The organism is Actinomadura sp. 3N407 (assembly GCF_052245875.1).
GTDB lineage: Bacteria > Actinomycetota > Actinomycetes > Streptosporangiales > Streptosporangiaceae > Spirillospora.
This window is the reverse complement of the sequence record NZ_JBQQBP010000006.1, coordinates 470,745-485,503: the sequence shown is the minus strand read 5'-3', so window position 1 is coordinate 485,503 and position 14,759 is coordinate 470,745. Positions and strand designations below refer to the sequence as shown.

Genomic DNA, 14,759 nt, shown 5'->3' with positions numbered 1-14,759 from the left:
GACAAGGGGCGTGGGGGCGGAGCCCCCACATCGGGGGCCCGGGGGTCGCCCCCCGGATCAACACGACGAAGGACCCCCGGCCCGCGCTCTCCGCGGGCATGGTTCGCCCAGGTCCGTAGGGCGGGCGGGACTCGAACCCGCGACCGGGAGATTATGAGTCTCCTGCTCTGACCAGCTGAGCTACCGCCCCGAGGCGTCCCCCGGTGGACGGTGGGGGCGTTGCCGGGTGTCATCTTAGCGGCGGGGAATCCGGGGCTGCCACAGGAAAGCCGACGTGCCGTGTCGCCGCCGGGTCCTACTTCGGGTGGGGCGATGTCATACCTCGTACCGAGTGACGGGCGCGGGTACCCGTCGGTAGGGTCCGGCGTATGTCCAGACGCATCCTCGTCCTCGTTTCCGTGTTGCTGGCGCTGGTGTCGACCGGTGCTTGCAGCGGGGGCGGATCGGACGAGCCCGCCGGGAAGGCGGACTTCGACGCCGCGCAGACGCTGCGGCAGGCCGCGCAGGCGATGGGGAACCTGAAGAGCGTGGCGTTCACCGTGGAGTCGGAGGGGGAGACTCCCGTCGTCGTGAAGGGCGGCGACATGAAGCTGCTCCGCGGCGGTGACGCGGAGGGGACAATGACGGTCGAGCAGCAGGGCCAGAACATCGAGATGAAGGTCGTCGCGGTCGGGGAGAGCATTTACCTGGACGCGGGGACGGGCGGGTGGCGGAAGCTGCCGAAGGCGCTCGCGGCGAGCATGTACGACCCGTCGGCGGTGCTGGATCCGCAGCGGGGGATCGCGAAGTTGCTGACGGCGGCGACGTCGCCGGTGCCGCAGGCCGTGGAGAAGGTGGACGGGAAGGAGACCTACCGGGTCGGGGCGAAGCTTCCGAAGGCGCAGATCGCGGGCCTCATCCCGGGGATCAACGCGGATCTGGAGGGTCAGGTCTGGGTGAGCAGGGCCGATCACCGCCTGGTGAAGGTTCGCGGGGCGTTTCCCGAGGACAAGGGCGCTGTGGTGATCTCGTTCACCGAGTTCGACGCCCCTTATGAGATCAGCGCGCCGAAGTGAGGGGGCGTCGCCGGGTCGCGATCGGGGCCGGCGGCGCGGTGGTGCTGCTGGCCGCGCTGGACGCCTATGTCGTCACGACGATCCTGGTGCCGGTGGTCGAGGATCTCGATATCCCGGTCAACCGGCTGGAGCGGGTGACGCCTGTCCTGACGGGGTTCCTGCTGGGGTATGTGGCGGCGATGCCGCTGCTGGGGCAGTTGTCGGACCGGTTCGGGCGGCGGCCGCTGCTGCAGGCGTGCCTGGTGTTCTTCGCGGTGGGCTCGGCGGTCACGGCGGTGGCCGGTGGTGTGCCGCTGCTGACGGCGGGGCGGGTGGTGCAGGGCGTCGCGGGCGGTGCGCTGCTGCCGGTGACGATGGCGCTGGCGGGTGATCTGTGGGAGGAGCGGCAGCGGCCGGTGGTCTTGGGCGCGGTGGGTGCTGCGCAGGAGTTGGGCAGCGTGCTGGGGCCGCTGTACGGGGCGGGTGTCGCGGCGGTTCTGGAGTGGCGGGCGATCTTCTGGATCAATCTTCCGCTGGTGCTGGTGGCGATGGTCGCGGTTCAGTCCGCGGTGCCGGGCGGGCGCGGGGTGGGCCCGAGGCCCGGTGTGGACGTGGTGGGCGGGCTGCTGCTGGCGCTGGGGCTCGGGCTGCTGGTCGCCGGTGTCTACAATCCGGAGCCGCAGGAGTCGGCGCTGCCGCCGTGGGGTCCGCCGGTGCTGGTCGCGGGTGCGGCCGTCCTCGTGGTGTTCGTGTTCTGGGAGATCAAGGCGAGGACGCGGCTGCTGGATCTGTCGGGGGTGCGGCGGGGGCCGCTGCTGGCCACGCTGGGTGTGAGCCTGCTGTCGGGTGCGGCGCTGATGGTGACGCTCGTGGACGTCGTCCTGGTGGCGCAGACCGTCTTGGACAAGGATGCGACGGAGGGTGCTCTGCTGCTCACGAGGTTCCTCGTGGCGTTGCCGGTCGCTGCGGTGGCGGGGGGCGTGATCGCCAGGCGGTTCGGTGAGCGGTGGCCCATGGTGGTGGGCATGGCGGTGTCCGCCGTGGGTTATCTGCTGATCGCGGCGTGGCCGGCGGACCTGGCGAACGCCTCGTACGGGCCGCTGCCGAGGATGGACGTCGATCTCGTGGTGACCGGCCTCGGCCTCGGCCTGGTGATCGCGCCGGTGTCGTCGGCGGTGCTGAGGTTCGTCCCGGCGGGGCGGCATGGTGTCGCGTCGGCCGCGGTGGTGGTGGCGCGGATGATGGGGATGCTGCTCGGGATCTCCGCCCTGTCGGCGTGGGGGTTCTACCGTTTCCACGCGCTGACCGCCGATCTGCAGCCGCCGCTGCCGATCCTGCTGTCGGACGAGGAGTTCGAGCGGCAGATGGAGATCTACAACGCGGCCTTGCAGGACGCGCTGCGGACCGAGTACCAGGAGATCTTCTGGATCACCGCGGGGATGTGCGTCGTCGGCGCGCTCCTCGCGCTGGCCGCCGGCGGCCGGGGCCCGGACGAGGATCCGGACCATGGCCAAAATTGGTCACCAATCCGGCATACCGGGCGGGAACCGGGAAAGGATTCGGCCACAGGCCATGTGCCGATGAACGGACTCGGGAATATCCTGGGAAAAGATGGCTGAAGGCCTCTTGCCGGGAGGGCACTCCCCGGGGAGGTGACGCAGATGCGCAGGTCCGGTATCGGCCGGCGGGACACCCCGCTCACCAGGCTGCGCCGGCGGCTCGGCCTGGAGCACAGCGAGCTGCGGCGGCGGGTGGACCGCGTCCAGCGGGCGATCGCCCTCGCCCTGCTCGTGCTGCTTCTCGGTACCGCGCCGCCGCTGGCCGCCTGGGCCGCGGCCTGGTCCTACGAGGCCGGCGTCCGCGCCGAGGAGGCCGAGCGGGCGAACCGCCGCCAGGTCGTCGCCACGGTGACCGCGACCGGCGGAACCGGCTCGTCCGGCGACCGCTACATCCATGAGACCGTCCATGCCACCTGGCCGGGCGAGAACGGCGAGACCCGCGCCGGGACCCTGCCGAGCTGGAAGGACGTCAAGGTCGGGGCACAACGGAAGATCTGGGTCGACCGCGACGGGAACCCGGCGGTCCGGCCCCGCCCGCACAGCCGCACGGTGACCGACGCCGCCTACGCGGGGACGGCGGCCGTCCTCGGCAGCGCGCTGCCCGTCCTGGTGATGTACGTCTTCGTCCGCCGCCGCTGCGACCGGCACCGCGACCGCATGTGGGACGCGGACTGGGCCCGGATGGACGCCGACGCGGGCCACAACCCCCGCTCCTGACGCCCTCTCGGCGTCCGTCCGCTCGTCACCGGGGGAGGAGCGCGCGTGCCGTCTGGATCAGGGCGGCGTTGTCGGCGGCCGGGGCGCCGTCGGGGAGGGTGAGGGTGTCCTCCAGGCCGATGCGGACGTCGAGGTTCAGCCGGACGGCGAGGCGCAGGACGGGCCAGGTGCCTCCGTCCTCGCCGTGCAGGAGGGTCGGGCGGCCGTGCCGGGTGCCGAGGTCGTGCAGGAGCGCCTTGGCCGTGCCGGTCGCGGTCTCCGGGTCGGTGTCGGTGACCTCGGCGAGGACCCGCAGGACGTGGTGGGCGTGCGGCCAGCGTACGAAACGCTCGGCGGCGTCGGTGCCGGAGAAGACGCCCGCCTCGATGGCGACGCCGCGCTCGAAGAGGGCCTCGGCGACCAGTTCGGCGCCCGTCTCGTGGAAGTTCACCGACGCGTGGTCGGGCACGACCGTCCAGGAGCGGATCAGCGCGGCGCGCTCGACCGGGTCGGGCGCCGTCCACGCGCCCGTGGTCACTCCCACGCCGATCGACGGGGTGGACGCGCGGACGGCGGTGACGGCCGCGGCGACCCGGAAGGCGTCCAGGGTGTCGGCGCCCGTCTCGTCCTTCGGGTGCACGTGCGCGTCCTGCGCGCCGACGTCGGCGGCGGACCGGACCGCGGCGGCGATCTCCTCCGGTGAGACCGGCACGCCCTCGGTCCGGCTCCCGTTCGGGCAGACCTGGAGCATGGTGCGATCATCTCAGGTGCGGATCAGGGCGTGATGACGCAGGGGCCCCCGCCGCACACGTCCCGTACCGTCCCCGTCTTGAGGAAGATCGCCTTCTGCCTGCGGGCGTCGGCGTCGTTGCGGGGGTCGGAGTGCGGGTCGCGGCCCTCGGTCGGCGGGGTGTTGGTGAGCGGCGGGTGCGGGGAGCCGCTGTCCCACACGATCATCGCGGACCCGTCGTGGGACGGGCCGAACGTCGGGATGCCCCAGTAGGGGACCTTGTCGGGTTTGCGGCCGGGCGTGACGGCGGGGGCGTGGATCCGGGCGCCGATCGTGCGGGCCTGGACTTCCGCGGCCACGGGCGCGACCTGGTGGTCGCCGAACGCGACGTGCATCAGGACTCGGTGCTCCGGCGTCCCCGGCAGCGGATCGCCGGTCATGTGCTGGGCGTAGCCGTTGGCCTCGCCGCGGTCCCACAGCATCTGGATCAGCGCGATGCCGATCTGCTGGTCGAGCTTGTCGGGGTAGAACAGGTCGAGGATCTGCCCGTACTGGGGGAAGTCGGAGCTGCGGTTGAGCAGCGTGCTGTAGTTCATCGCGGGGACGCCGAGGACGGCGCGGCGGATGTCGGGGGACACGGCGGTGAGCGCGCCGCCCATGATGCCGCCCTGGCTGTTGCCGTCGAACGTCAGCTCGGCGTCCGGGTCGATCAGGGACGTGCCCGCGTCGTCCTGGAACGCCTTGTGCCCGGCGAAGCCGCGGGTCATGGCGCGTCCGAGGAAGGTGAAGTTCAGCAGGCCCTGCTGGGTGCGGTCCGCGACCGTCCGGAAGCGGGTGAGGTCGGCGAGCGCCGACACGACGTTCGGGACGTCCTCCTCGGACATGCCGATCCACCGGGTCGCGCAGAACACGAAGCCGTGCTCGGCCGCCATGGACTTGACGTTGCCGGCGTCGACCTCGTCCTCGCCGCCGAGCAGGCCGTGCCCGTAGAGGGCGGGACGCGCCGGTTCCGTGAACGCCGATCTCGGGATCTCGCACTGGAACGGCACGGCCTGCGAGTTGCCGGGCAGCCGCGCGGGCTTTCCGTCCCTGCCGCGGTGCAGCGACGACCCGGGCAGGCCGCCGTACTGGTCGAGGTAGCTCGGCGCCCAGACGATCCCCCGGACCTCGCGGGCGATCCTTTCGTCGACGTCGTCGGTCACCTGCGTCACGAAGAACGACGGGGAGCGGTCGCCGAGCTTCTTCAGTGCCTCGTCGCGCATGTGGAGCACGGGCCCGGCGAGGCTCTGCCGGCTCGCGACGGTGAAGTCCCACGCGAGGTACAGGCCGTCGCGGGCCACGCCGTGGCGTTCGAGGGCCGCGAGGACCTTCCGCGCGTCCCGCTGCCGCTCGTGGAGGGGATCGCCGGCGGGCAGCGCCGGCCCGAGAATCCTGGCGAACGCGTCGTTCGGCCCGATCGGGTTCCCGGACGCGTCGCGCAGGTTCCGGAGCGCGACGGCGTAGCGGTGGCCCTCGCGGAAGTTCCGGGCCGGACGGACGATCAGCGCCTTGCGGTCGCCGGGCGCGTTGGCGTCCAGTTCCGCCCAGTACGGCCAGCGTTCCCCGGTCGCGGTGTCCACGATGACGATGGGGGCGTCGTCGCGGAGCGAGGCGCCGATGTCGGTGACCGGCGCGGCGCCGGTGCGGGTCAGGTCGATGCCGGGGACGCGGCTGAGCAGCATCGACCCGGGGGAGAAGCCGTCCGCCCGGTTCCACTCGCCCGGCCTCACCGGGACGCCGAGCGCGTTCTTCAGCGTCGTGCGCATGTGGACGCGGCGGCCCGTCGGGGTCCCGGCGTCGGGCACCGTGTACCAGTCGTTCGGGAACGGCAGCAGGCACGCGGCCGGGTCGATGGGGTCGCAGCCGGGTTCGGTCTCGGCCGCGGCGGCCGTCCCCGCGGGCGGGACGGCCAGGAGCGCGAGGGCAGCGGCGAGCGCCGCGAAGGCCGAAAGAGTGCGCTGGGGGAGACGCAAGGTCCACCTCCGGAAGATCCACGGCGTTCAGCGAGATCTTGTTCTCAGCGGACGCCGAGGTCAATGGGCGTCCGAAGGTGGCCAGTCCGCTTTCCGGCCGAGGTGGGCCCGTAGGAACGCAGGACGACCGGGGCCCGCAGTGCGTCCTCGATCGTCTCCACCGGGCGGCCGAGCGGCGCGTAGACGGGACGCGCCGTGAACAGGCGGCGGGTGAGGCCGGCCTGACGGTCCAGGTCGGGCGGCCCCGTCTCCAGCCGCCCGACCCGCTCGCCGTCCATGTCGTAGGCCCGGCAGACACGCAGGTCCGGACGTGCCCCCGCTACGTCCAGATGCGTGACCGCCAGGCCGTCCACGCCGCCCGCCGCCTCCAGCGCGTAGCGGAGCGCGACGGCGTCGAGGTGACCGACGCGGAACGCACCCTGCCAGCGTCCCGTGCCGTTGTGCGGGTCGGGGAGGTCGGCCGTGAGCGCCGGGTCCTCGGTGACGAACGGGCCGGGGCCGTGGCGGGTCGCGTACGCGCGCAGGACCCCGAGCCGCGTCGCGGACTCGCCCGCCTCGGCCAGCAGCGCCTCGGCGTTGGCGAACGTGCTCGTCGACCAGGTCGTGTACGGATGGAAGCCGTGCCACTCGTCCAGCAGGACGCCCTGGGCGCCCTCGAACACCACGTTCCCGGTGCGGAGCAGGCCGTGGAGGTGGCCCGCGTCCACGATCCCGACCCGTTCGCCGAACGCGGTGAAGGCGTCGGCGCAGACGCCGGCGTCCGGGACGTCCTCGCCGTCCGGGAACGTGTCGCGGTACCAGTCGCGGACGGCGGCCAGCCTGCGCCGCAGCCGCGCCGGCGACAGGCAGTCGCCCACGCGCGGCGCGTCATCGTGCGCGAGGGCGTAGGACGCGGTCTCGCCGATGCCCATCCCGCATGACCCGTGCCGGGCCGCGCCGCGCGCCGACTCCCGCGCGCGGTTGGCGGCCCGGTGGTACGGCGTCGTCAGCGGCGCGTCCCGGTCGGCGGTCAGCCGGTCGAGCGCGTCGCGGACGCCGAGGGCCCGCAGGTGGTCGGCCTCGGCGGCGAGGGCGAGCGGGTCGACGAGCATGAACCGCGACAGGTGCGTCCGCACGCCCGGAGTGAACGTCCCCGAGCCGAACTGGGCGAAGGTGTGGTGCCGCCCATCGGCCGCGACGACGTTGTGCGCCGCCTGCGCGCCGCCGTTGAACCGCACGACCGCGGCCGCGGGGCCCGCCGAGCAGAGGTGGTCGACGACCGTGCCCTTGCCCGCGTCCCCGAAGCCGAGGTCGACGACGATCACGTGGCCCATCGGCTCAGAGCCGGGTCGTCCTGGACGGGCCGGAGGCGTCCAGGCCGGGCGGCGTGGACGACACCGCGGCCGGCGCGCGGGACGCGTCGAGCCGGGCGAGCGCCCGCGACACCGACGCGGCCGCGTCCGAGCCCGCCTCCGCCAGGTGCCCCAGGCCCTCGTCGAGGTCGATGGCGTCCTCGGCGAGCCCGACGGTCAGCGCGATCGTCTCGCAGACCGCGTCGAGGTCGTCCAGGTGGAGGACGTTCTGGCCGAGCAGCCCCCGCCAGAAGTCCTTCAGCTCGCGGCTGCCCGCGTGGTGGGCGCCCTCCGGGATGATGAAGTACACCTCGTACTTGCGCTGCAGCTCGCGGACGATCGTCTCGACCGGGACGTCCTCGTCCAGGTCGTCCCCGATGACCTTCGCGACCTCGCCGCGCTTGACCTTCGGGTAGGCCAGCTCGTCGCCGATCATGAAGAGGTAGCCGCGCCTGCCGCGCTTGTCGAAGCAGTCGATCGAGGTGTGCCGGGCCATGAAGTACATGGCCAGCTCGTACGACTCGCGCATCTGGCCGCCGCCCCCGCCTTCGAGCAGGATCTTGCCGAGGTCGTCGTCCATCCGGTTGTCGGCCTCGAACTGGCCGATCTGCAGCGGCGCCCGGTCGCAGGTCGCGTCGCCGACCGCGCCGAACAGGATGTGCGGGTGCTCCGCGTACCCCTTGCGCAGCAGCAGCCCGAGCAGCTCGGGGAGCTTGGTCTGCAGCGTCCGGGGGACGTGCCCCATCGAGCCGGTCACGTCGAACAGCACGCCGATCGCGAGCGACTCGGGGTGGTCGTCCGAGTCCCGGCTCTCCCGGGCGGTCACACCGCGCGGGTCGAGGTCGGGGTGGACGGTGGTGGCGCCGCCGTCGGAGTAGGCGAACGCGCTGGCGCCGGTGGACGCGCGGTAGCTCGCGCGCGCGGCGTAGACGTCGGTGGACCAGTTTCCGCTTCCCATGATCGTCTCCTTCGGTGTGGGAGGGGTCTCCCTGGGGTTCAGCGGGGGAGGGGCAGGTGGAACGGGCGGAAGCGCCGCGGGCCGTAGAGCCCGTCCAGCAGCTCGTCAAGCTCGGCCAGCAGACGCCAGGCGTCGGACGGGCGGCGGCTCTGCGCCGGCAGCAGGCAGCCGCGGGCGAACGAGCGCATCGCCCCGGGCGCCCGGTCGCCCATCAGGCCGGTCATGCACCGGGTGGCCATGAAGATGTCGGTGGCCGGGCTCGCCGGCCGCCGTCCCGGCACCTCGGGCGGGTACAGGTCCGCGTGGCGGTCCACCATCGCCGGCACGCGGCCGCTCGGATCGGTGGCCGCGTAGCAGCCGGGAACGGAGTAGCACCAGTCGACCAGGACCAGGCCGTGCTTCTCCGGGTGGATCATCACGTGGTCGGGGAGGACCGCGCCGTGCAGGACGCCCGCCCGGTGCGCGAAACCCAGGGCCACCAGCAGCCGCCGCCACATCCAGGCCGCGTCGCGCGGGTCGACGCCGCCGGGGAACGCCTTCCCGACCGTGGTCAGGGTGTGGAACCCGTCCAGCGCGGCGACCACGTTGACCCGCCGCTGCGTCCCGGTCGGCGCGTCCCGGTGCCGGAACGACTCGACCAGCCGCGGAACGTACGGCAGGAACCTCCCGTCGCCGTCCTTGGGGAGCTGGCGGAGCGCCACGGCCTCGCGTTCGAGCAGGTCGCCGTCGCGGGGGTCGCGCGGCATCTTCAGCAGCACCGCACGCCCGCCGTCGTCCGGGCGCGCCGGGTACAGCTCGGCGAGGTCGCCGCCGACCGGGTCGCCGCCGAGCCGGTAGGCGTGGCGGCGCGTGGTGATCAGGGTCGCGTCGTCCCGGTTGTAGGTGCGCCAGAGCTCGTTCAGCCTGATGAACGCGTCGCGGGTGCGCCCGCCGGTCGCGTCCGGGTGGACGAGCCGGGCCAGCCGCCGGTAGCGCCGCGCCGCCTCGGCGTCGTCGTCGCCGAACAGGTCCGCGGGGACGCGGGCCCGGCCGAGCCGGGCCAGCGCGTCGTCCAGGTCCGTTCCGCTCGTCTCCGCACCCTGTGAGGGGCCGACGCCCCACAGGCCCCGGTTCACTTCGCTCATCTGATCTCCTCCTCCCTGCTCGGCCGCAGCAGCGCCGGATGCAGGAGGCGGGCGTCGCCCGCCCGGTAGAGCCGGGGCCGGGGGCCGCCGCGCCTGCCGCCCCGGTCGGACGTCGCGCCGGTGCCCTCCACGAACCCGGGCACCGACAGGACCTTCCGGTGGAAGTTGCCCGCGTGCAGCTCTTCGCCCCACACCGCCTCGTAGACCGAGCGCAGCTCGGGGATGGTGAACTCGCCCCCGCAGAAGGCCGTGGCCAGCGGCGTGTACTCCAGCTTCCCGCGCGCCCGCTCCAGCCCGTCCGACAGGATCCGCGCGTGGTCGAACGCCAGGCGGCGGGTGGTGCCCGGACGCTGGTCGCCGGACTCGGTCAGGCCGAGCGCGTCCACCGGGACCCACGCCGCGTCGGCCGCGTCGCCGCCCGCCTCGGGGTCGGGCAGTTCCGGCGCGAACGCGAGGTGGGCGACGGAGATCACGCGCATGCGCGGGTCGCGGTCGGGGGAGCCGTACGTGCCGAGCTGCTCCAGGTGGACGCGTCCGAGCGCGCCGCCCTTGGCGCTGAGTCCGGTCTCCTCGGCGAGCTCCCGCACCGCCGCGTCGGGCAGGTCTTCGGCGCCGGTGCCCTGGAGCGGCCCGCCCGCCTGGACGAATCCGCCGGGCAGAGCCCACATCCCCTCGTACGGGGCGATCCCGCGCCGCACCAGCAGGACGTGCAGCGCGCCGTCGCGGATGGTGAGGGCGACCACGTCCACCGTCACGGCGACCGGGTCGTAGTCGCGCGGGTCGTAGTTCGCGAGGAACTCGCTCTCGTCGCGCCTCGGGTCCGGGGACATCCGCGCCCCTCCTGTTGATCTCGTCGTGAGTAAATCTCAAACTGAGTTCATCTCGTTATGAGGGTAACTTAACCCGTGCGGTGGCCGTTGTCCAGCCCGTCGCCCGGCCCGTTTTCCGGGACGCGAGACGAGGGCGCCGCCCCCGGGATGGGAGCGGCGCCCTCGGTGTTCGGCGGAAACCTACAAATCGGAAATCTCGGGAGACGGCCCCCTCAGCGGCGGTGCCGCCCGCCGCCGGGCGGCGGTTCCTGGTGCTCCCCGTCACGGGGCCGCCGGTCCTCGGGCGCGCCGGAGCCGTAGGGATCCGATCCGTACGGGTCGGATCCGTACTGGCCGTAGGGCTCGGAACCGTACGGGCCGGACGCGTACGGATCGGGGACACCCGGGTCGACGGCGTAGGGGTCGCCCGGCGAGGCGGACGGCTCGCGCCGGCCCGGCTCCCGGGCGAACTGGCCGCTCGCCTGCCGTCCCGTCGAGTACCGGCCCGTCGGGTAGGGGCTGTCCGGGCTCGCCGGCCCGGGGCGCATGTCGCCGGGCCACGATCCCGTCCCCGGCTGCCCCGGGGCCGGGTACTCGCCGACCGGCACTCCGCCGGGCGGGTACGGGGCGACCCCGGCGCCGCCGGGGGGAGGCGGGCCCGGGAAGGGACCGCCGCCCGGCGGCGGCGCGGCCAGCCGGGCGGCGACCGGGCGCTCGGGCGGCGGCTCGTCCAGCAGGAGCTTCATCTGGCTCTTCCGGCGCCCGTAGATCAGGTACAGCAGCAGGCCGGCGACCATCCAGATCCCGAAGTAGGCCCACGTCTGGACCTTCAGGTTCACCATCAGCCAGCCGACCGCGAACATCGTCACCAGGGCGGTGAGCGGCGCCAGCGGCACGCGGAACGGGCGGTGCAGGTCGGGCTGGGAGTGGCGCAGCGCCAGCACGGCCGCCGGGACGAACAGGAACGCGAACAGCGTCCCGATCACCACGAGCTGCTCCAGCGTGAGCACGTCGATCGTCTGCGACGTCACCACCGCCGCGCCGCCCGCCAGCAGCGTGGCGCGGGACGGCACCTTGTAGCGGCTCATGGAGGCCAGCGGCCGCGGCAGCAGCCCGTCGCGCGACATCGAGAAGATCACCCGGGTCAGGCTGATCAGCACGACGAGGATGACGGTCGTCAGGGCGAGCACCACGCCCACGTCGACGAGCTGGCCCATCGCGCCCGCGCCGACCGAGTCGAACGCCGCGGAGATCAGCAGTTTGTCCGGATCGAGCTTGGCGAAGCCGTCCATCCCGACCATGCCGACCAGCGCGACCGCCACGGCCGCGTACAGGACGACGGCGGTGAGCAGGGCCGTGATGATGCCGCGCGGCACCTTGCGGGGCGCGTCCTCGGTCTCCTCGGACGCGGTCGCGATGAGGTCGAATCCGATGTAGGCGAACGCGATGGCGGGGGCCGCCGCGAAGAGCCCCCAGATCCCGAACACCTCCGGGGTCCCGCCGCCGGCCGCGCCGAGGACCGCGTCCAGCACCGTCTGGTCGCGCTCGGGCGCCGGCCGGGCGGGCGGCAGGAACGGGGTGAGGTTGCCGGCGCCGAAGAACTTCAGCCCGGTGGCGATGACGAGCCCGATCACGATGACCTTGGCCATCACCATGAACCACAGCGTCTTCAGGCTCATCCGGCTGCCGGTGGCGAGCATCAGGACGACCAGCAGCAGGATGAGGAGGGCGAAGAGGTCGGGGCCCTTCTGCTGGCCGATCAGGTCGCCGAGCCACGGGGGGATCGGCACGTCGAAGCCGTTCAGCGCCTGCGTCGCGTACAGCGACCAGACCCGGGCCAGCACCGACGCGGCCAGCAGCAATTCCAACACCAGCGCCCAGCCGACGATCCACGCCCACACCTCGCCGAACGCGACATAGCTGAAGGAGTAGGCGCTGCCCGCCACCGGGATGATCGAGGACAGCTCGGCGTAGGCGAGCGCGACCAGCAGGCACACGCCCCCCGCGATGAGGAACGACACGAGCACGCCGGGCCCGGCGGTCGCGGCCGCCTGCTCACCGGCGATCTTGAAGATGCCGGAGCCGATCATGACGCCGAGGCCGAGCACGACGAGGTCGCGGGTCCGGTAGACCACGCGGAGCCGGTGCCGGCCGCCGTAGAGCCTTCCGGTCGCCCGCTCCACCGGCAGCCGCCGGAACATGTTGTTGCGCACGCGCATGTCCCAGGTCATAGGTTGTCTCCCCCCAGGCCGGGGGCCGGGGACTCTGAACCCGCGCCGCTGATCGCGAGATGATGGTGGTTTGCCGAAGTCACTTAGAATTCACCAGGTACGACCATAATCGCAACGTTTACCCGGGGATCGGTGCCAACGATCTGTTGGCGGATAATGCTAAACCGCCTGGTAGCCGCCCGGTGACGACGTGGCGCAGCCCCTTCCTCACGCTGGGCGAACACCGAATCAGTTTCGAATGGATCGTTCCGGCCGAATACGCCGGATTGCCAATAGAGAAAGCGCTTTACGATCTTTGATCGGGTGGCGCCGGACGAAGATCGATGACACGGTGGGGACGCCGCGTTCAACTGGAGGTCCGGTGCTGCGCTCCCCATCGCCCTCGAAGCCGCCCGCGTCCCGGGCACCGCGTCGCACGGCCCTCGTGGCCGCGCTCGCCACCGCCGCGTCCCTGACCGTCCCCGCCGCCGCGGTCGCGGCGCCCACGGCGCCCACCGCGCCGCCCGGACACCAGAGACCCCCGGCCAAGCAGCCCGTCGCGACCGGATACGGCGGCGCGGTGTCGACGGTCGACCCGGACGCCAGCCGGACCGCGCTGGAGGTCCTCAGGCGCGGCGGCAACGCGATGGACGCGGCCGTCGCGGCCGGGGCCACGCTCGGCGTCACCGAGCCGTACGTGGCGGCGATCGGCGGCGGAGGCTACATCACCTACTACGACGCGAGGAAGCGCCGCGTCCACGCCATCGACGGCCGCGAGATCGCGCCGAAGCGGATGCGGGAGGACTCCTTCATCGACCCCGCCACCGGCGAACCGCTCCCGTTCGACCAGGCCGTCACCAGCGGGCTCGGCGTCGGCGTGCCCGGCACGCTCGCGCAGTGGGACCTCGCCCTGCGCCGCTTCGGCACCCGCGACCTCGGCCGCCTGCTGCGCCCGGCGATCAGGGTCGCCGACCGGGGGTTCGTCGTCGACCGGGAGTTCCACGAACAGACCGCGCTGAACGCGGCGCGCTTCCGCGACATCGTCCCGACCCGGGAGCTGTTCCTGCCGGACGGGCGGGTCCCCGCCGTCGGGTCCGTCTTCCGCAACCCCGACCTCGCCGACACCTACCGTGAGCTCGCCAGGCACGGCACGGACCGGTTCTACGAGGGACGCCTCGGCAGGGAGATCGCGCGGACGGTCGCCGACCCGCCGGTGGACCCGGACGCGACCCGCGACGTCCGCCCCGGCCTGATGAGGCCCCGCGACCTGGCCGCCTACCGCGCCCTGGTGCGCGAGCCCACGCACGTCTCCTACCGGGGCATGGACGTGTACGGCATGCCGCCGTCGTCGTCCGGAGGCACGACGATCGGGGAGAGCCTCAACATCCTGGGCAACTTCCGGCTCGACGCGCGCGACCCGGCCGCGGCCCTGCACCACTACCTGGAGGCGACCAAGCTCGCCTACGCCGACCGCGGCCGCTACCTCGGCGACGCCGACAAGGTGGACGTGCCCGTGGACGAACTCCTGTCGCCCGGGTTCGCCCGCGAGCGCGCCTGCCTGATCGACCCGGACCGGGCCGCCGCGGCGCCCGTCGCCGCCGGTTCGCCCGACGGCGACTACCGGCCGTGCGTCCCCCCGGGCACCCGGACCCGGGCACTGGCGCCCGAGGGCCCGCAGACGACCCACCTCGTCGTCGCGGACAAGTGGGGCAACGTCGCGTCCTACACCCTGTCCATCGAGCAGTTCGGCGGCAGCGGCATCACCGTCCCCGGACGCGGGTTCCTGCTCAACAACCAGCTGACCGACTTCTCCTTCGAGCCGCCCGCGCCCGGCGAAGCGCCCGACCCGAACGTGCCCGGCCCGCACAAGCGTCCGCGCAGCAGCATGTCCCCGACGCTCGTGCTCAAGGACGGGCGCCCGAAGCTGGCCCTCGGCACGCCCGGCGGATCGACCATCATCACGACCGTCCTGCAGATCCTGATCAACCGCATCGACCTCGGCATGGACCTGCCCGCCGCGCTCAACGCCCCGCGCGCGACGCAGCGCAACACCCCGCGGGTGTTCGCCGAGCAGCCCTTCATCGACGCATACGGCGAGGACCTCGCCGCACGCGGACACCGTTTGCAGGTCTTCCCGGGCCCGCCCGCGGGCGTGATCGGCGCCGCCACGGGCCTGGAGATCCTGCGGCCCGGGCTGGTCCAGGCGGTGGCGGAGCCCACACGGCGGGGCGGCGGCAGCGCGCTCGTCGTCCGTCCGGTCCGGCGGTAGCCGGTGCCCGGAAAGGGAAGGAGTCGT

At 73.2% G+C, this 14,759-nt stretch carries 11 protein-coding genes and 1 tRNA gene; 4 read left to right on the top strand and 8 right to left on the bottom strand.

Annotated features, from left to right (window positions below; translation table 11 throughout):
- Window positions 1-116: 116 nt before the first annotated feature.
- Window positions 117-190, bottom strand: a tRNA-Ile gene (locus ACTWPP_RS18700).
- A 178-nt stretch (window positions 191-368) separates the two neighbouring features.
- Between ACTWPP_RS18700 and ACTWPP_RS18695 the strand changes: the two genes are divergently transcribed.
- From ACTWPP_RS18695 to ACTWPP_RS18685, 3 genes are read left to right on the top strand one after another with little or no spacing between them, the layout of a single operon-like run.
- Window positions 369-1,055 (top strand): LppX_LprAFG lipoprotein, encoded by a 687-nt coding sequence (locus ACTWPP_RS18695; RefSeq protein ID WP_443105547.1) that lies wholly within the window; start codon window positions 369-371, stop codon window positions 1,053-1,055.
- Complete coding sequence (locus ACTWPP_RS18690; RefSeq protein ID WP_443105546.1) at window positions 1,052-2,653, top strand: MFS transporter; 1,602 nt, start codon at window positions 1,052-1,054, stop codon at window positions 2,651-2,653. The genes ACTWPP_RS18695 and ACTWPP_RS18690 overlap by 4 nt, the downstream gene beginning before the upstream one ends.
- A 42-nt stretch (window positions 2,654-2,695) precedes the next feature.
- Window positions 2,696-3,310: an Rv1733c family protein gene (locus ACTWPP_RS18685; RefSeq protein WP_443105545.1), complete on the top strand. Its 615-nt coding sequence runs from the start codon at window positions 2,696-2,698 to the stop codon at window positions 3,308-3,310.
- Between the two features lie 25 nt (window positions 3,311-3,335).
- Here the strand turns inward: ACTWPP_RS18685 and ACTWPP_RS18680 are convergent, their stop codons facing one another.
- The 7 genes from ACTWPP_RS18680 to ACTWPP_RS18650 form a co-directional block, all read right to left on the bottom strand.
- The gene (locus tag ACTWPP_RS18680) at window positions 3,336-4,040 is read right to left on the bottom strand and encodes a 3-keto-5-aminohexanoate cleavage protein (protein WP_443105544.1); all 705 of its coding nucleotides are present in this window, start codon (window positions 4,038-4,040) and stop codon (window positions 3,336-3,338) included.
- A gap of 23 nt (window positions 4,041-4,063) precedes the next feature.
- Window positions 4,064-6,031, bottom strand: a complete 1,968-nt coding sequence (locus ACTWPP_RS18675; RefSeq protein WP_443105543.1) for a hypothetical protein — start codon at window positions 6,029-6,031, stop codon at window positions 4,064-4,066.
- Window positions 6,032-6,075: 44 nt separating this feature from the next.
- Window positions 6,076-7,344: an adenylosuccinate synthetase gene (locus tag ACTWPP_RS18670; RefSeq protein ID WP_443105542.1), complete on the bottom strand. Its 1,269-nt coding sequence runs from the start codon at window positions 7,342-7,344 to the stop codon at window positions 6,076-6,078.
- A gap of 4 nt (window positions 7,345-7,348) precedes the next feature.
- Complete coding sequence (locus tag ACTWPP_RS18665) at window positions 7,349-8,320, bottom strand: hypothetical protein (RefSeq protein ID WP_443105541.1); 972 nt, start codon at window positions 8,318-8,320, stop codon at window positions 7,349-7,351.
- Window positions 8,321-8,358: 38 nt separating this feature from the next.
- Window positions 8,359-9,444, bottom strand: coding sequence for a molecular chaperone DnaJ (locus tag ACTWPP_RS18660; protein WP_443105540.1), 1,086 nt, complete (start codon window positions 9,442-9,444; stop codon window positions 8,359-8,361).
- Window positions 9,441-10,274 (bottom strand): NUDIX hydrolase, encoded by an 834-nt coding sequence (locus ACTWPP_RS18655; RefSeq protein WP_443105539.1) that lies wholly within the window; start codon window positions 10,272-10,274, stop codon window positions 9,441-9,443. The genes ACTWPP_RS18660 and ACTWPP_RS18655 overlap by 4 nt, the downstream gene beginning before the upstream one ends.
- A gap of 212 nt (window positions 10,275-10,486) precedes the next feature.
- Entirely contained in the window at window positions 10,487-12,484 is a 1,998-nt protein-coding gene (locus ACTWPP_RS18650; RefSeq protein ID WP_443105538.1) for an amino acid permease, read from the bottom strand.
- 361 nt (window positions 12,485-12,845) lie between these two features.
- Here ACTWPP_RS18650 and ggt point away from each other — a divergent pair, with 361 nt between their 5' ends.
- Window positions 12,846-14,732: a gamma-glutamyltransferase gene (gene ggt, locus ACTWPP_RS18645; protein ID WP_443105537.1), complete on the top strand. Its 1,887-nt coding sequence runs from the start codon at window positions 12,846-12,848 to the stop codon at window positions 14,730-14,732.
- The last annotated feature ends 27 nt before the right edge of the window (window positions 14,733-14,759 follow it).

Bases quoted from the DNA above. Each gene is read 5' to 3' on its own strand.
- ACTWPP_RS18665 (WP_443105541.1), bottom strand. From the start codon at position 8,320: ATGGGAAGCGGAAACTGGTCCACCGACGTCTACGCCGCGCGCGCGAGC.
- ACTWPP_RS18680 (WP_443105544.1), bottom strand. From the start codon at position 4,040: ATGCTCCAGGTCTGCCCGAACGGGAGCCGGACCGAGGGCGTGCCGGTC.
- ACTWPP_RS18685 (WP_443105545.1), top strand. From the start codon at position 2,696: ATGCGCAGGTCCGGTATCGGCCGGCGGGACACCCCGCTCACCAGGCTG.
- ACTWPP_RS18650 (WP_443105538.1), bottom strand. From the start codon at position 12,484: ATGACCTGGGACATGCGCGTGCGCAACAACATGTTCCGGCGGCTGCCG.
- ACTWPP_RS18655 (WP_443105539.1), bottom strand. From the start codon at position 10,274: ATGTCCCCGGACCCGAGGCGCGACGAGAGCGAGTTCCTCGCGAACTAC.
- ACTWPP_RS18695 (WP_443105547.1), top strand. From the start codon at position 369: ATGTCCAGACGCATCCTCGTCCTCGTTTCCGTGTTGCTGGCGCTGGTG.
- ACTWPP_RS18670 (WP_443105542.1), bottom strand. From the start codon at position 7,344: ATGGGCCACGTGATCGTCGTCGACCTCGGCTTCGGGGACGCGGGCAAG.
- ACTWPP_RS18660 (WP_443105540.1), bottom strand. From the start codon at position 9,444: ATGAGCGAAGTGAACCGGGGCCTGTGGGGCGTCGGCCCCTCACAGGGT.